Here is a 1,298-nt window from a genome sequence, read left to right as displayed (position 1 = left end):
CGCGACGCATACGCCGCTCCAGCGCATCGTCCGCCGCCATGCCACCGTCGGCCCACGGACCCCACGCGATCGACGTCGCGGGCAAACCCTGGGCGCGCCGCCGCTCGGCCAGCGCATCCAGATAGGCGTTGGCCGCCGCGTAGTTGCCCTGACCGGCCGCGCCGACCGATCCGGTGATCGAGGAGAAGAGGACGAACGCCGAAAGGTCCAGGTCACGCGTCAGCTCGTCCAGATGGTGCGCGGCGTCGACCTTCGCGCGGAGCACCGAGGCGAACCGCTCGGGGGTGAGCGAGTCCAGTACGCCGTCGTCCAGCACACCGGCGGTGTGGATAACGGCGGTCAGCGGCAGCTCGTCCGGCAGCGACGCCAGCAACTCCGCCAGCGCATCCCGATCCGCCACATCACACGCCGCCACGGTCACCCGGGCACCCGACGCCGACAACTCATCCCGCAGCTCGACCGCACCCGGAGCATCCAGTCCACGACGGCTGCTCAGCACCACATGCTCAGCACCAGCCGCCACCAGCCAACGCGCCACCCGCGCACCCAACGCACCCGTACCACCCGTGACCAGCACCGACCCACCACCGGGCCGCCACGAACCACCCGACGACACCGCCGCAGAGGCCCGAACCAGCCGACGCCCGAAGACCCCCGACGCCCGCACCGCGACCTGGTCCTCACCGCCACCGCCAGCCAGCACCCCCGCCAGCCGCGCAAGCGCACGCTCATCCACCGACTCCGGCAGATCAACCAACCCACCCCACCGCTCCGGCAACTCCAACGCCGCCACCCGACCCAGACCCCACACCAACGCCTGGTCCGGGCACACCGCACCGTCCGAACGCCCCACCGACACCGCACCCCGCGTCGCCACCCACAACGGCGCACCCACGCCCGCATCACCCAACGCCTGCGTCAACGCAGCCGTCCCCAGCACCCCATCGACGTCCCCGAGAGCCAGCAGCGACACCACACCCGTCACCGCCACGTCGCCGACCGCCGCACGCAGCCGCTCAGCAACCGCGCCCCGCTCAACCTCAGCACCCGACTCAACGAGCCGCACATCAACGCCACGCTCGGCCAGCATCCGCACCACACCCGCGGACCAGGCACCCCCGGCCTCACCAGCCGGAACCACCACCACCCAACAACGACCCGGCGCCCCGGCCGACCGATCCCTCACCGGCCGCCACGACACCCCATAACGCCAACCACTCACCGTCGTACGCACGGACTCCTGCCGCCGCCACGACGACAACGCAGGCAACACCTCACCCAACGACAGCCCCGGATCC

The 1,298-nt window shown here is 71.8% G+C and carries 1 protein-coding gene; it reads right to left on the bottom strand.

Annotation, left to right across the window (positions count from 1 at the left end; genetic code table 11):
- The coding region (locus SSOG_RS29000; protein ID WP_154686113.1) for a beta-ketoacyl reductase at positions 1–1,298 on the bottom strand (1,298 nt) is incomplete at both ends.

The sequence above is a fragment of the Streptomyces himastatinicus ATCC 53653 genome, assembly GCF_000158915.1.
Lineage (GTDB): Bacteria > Actinomycetota > Actinomycetes > Streptomycetales > Streptomycetaceae > Streptomyces > Streptomyces himastatinicus.
The sequence above is the reverse complement of the archived record's forward strand: the minus strand, read 5'-3'. Positions and strand labels throughout refer to the sequence as shown.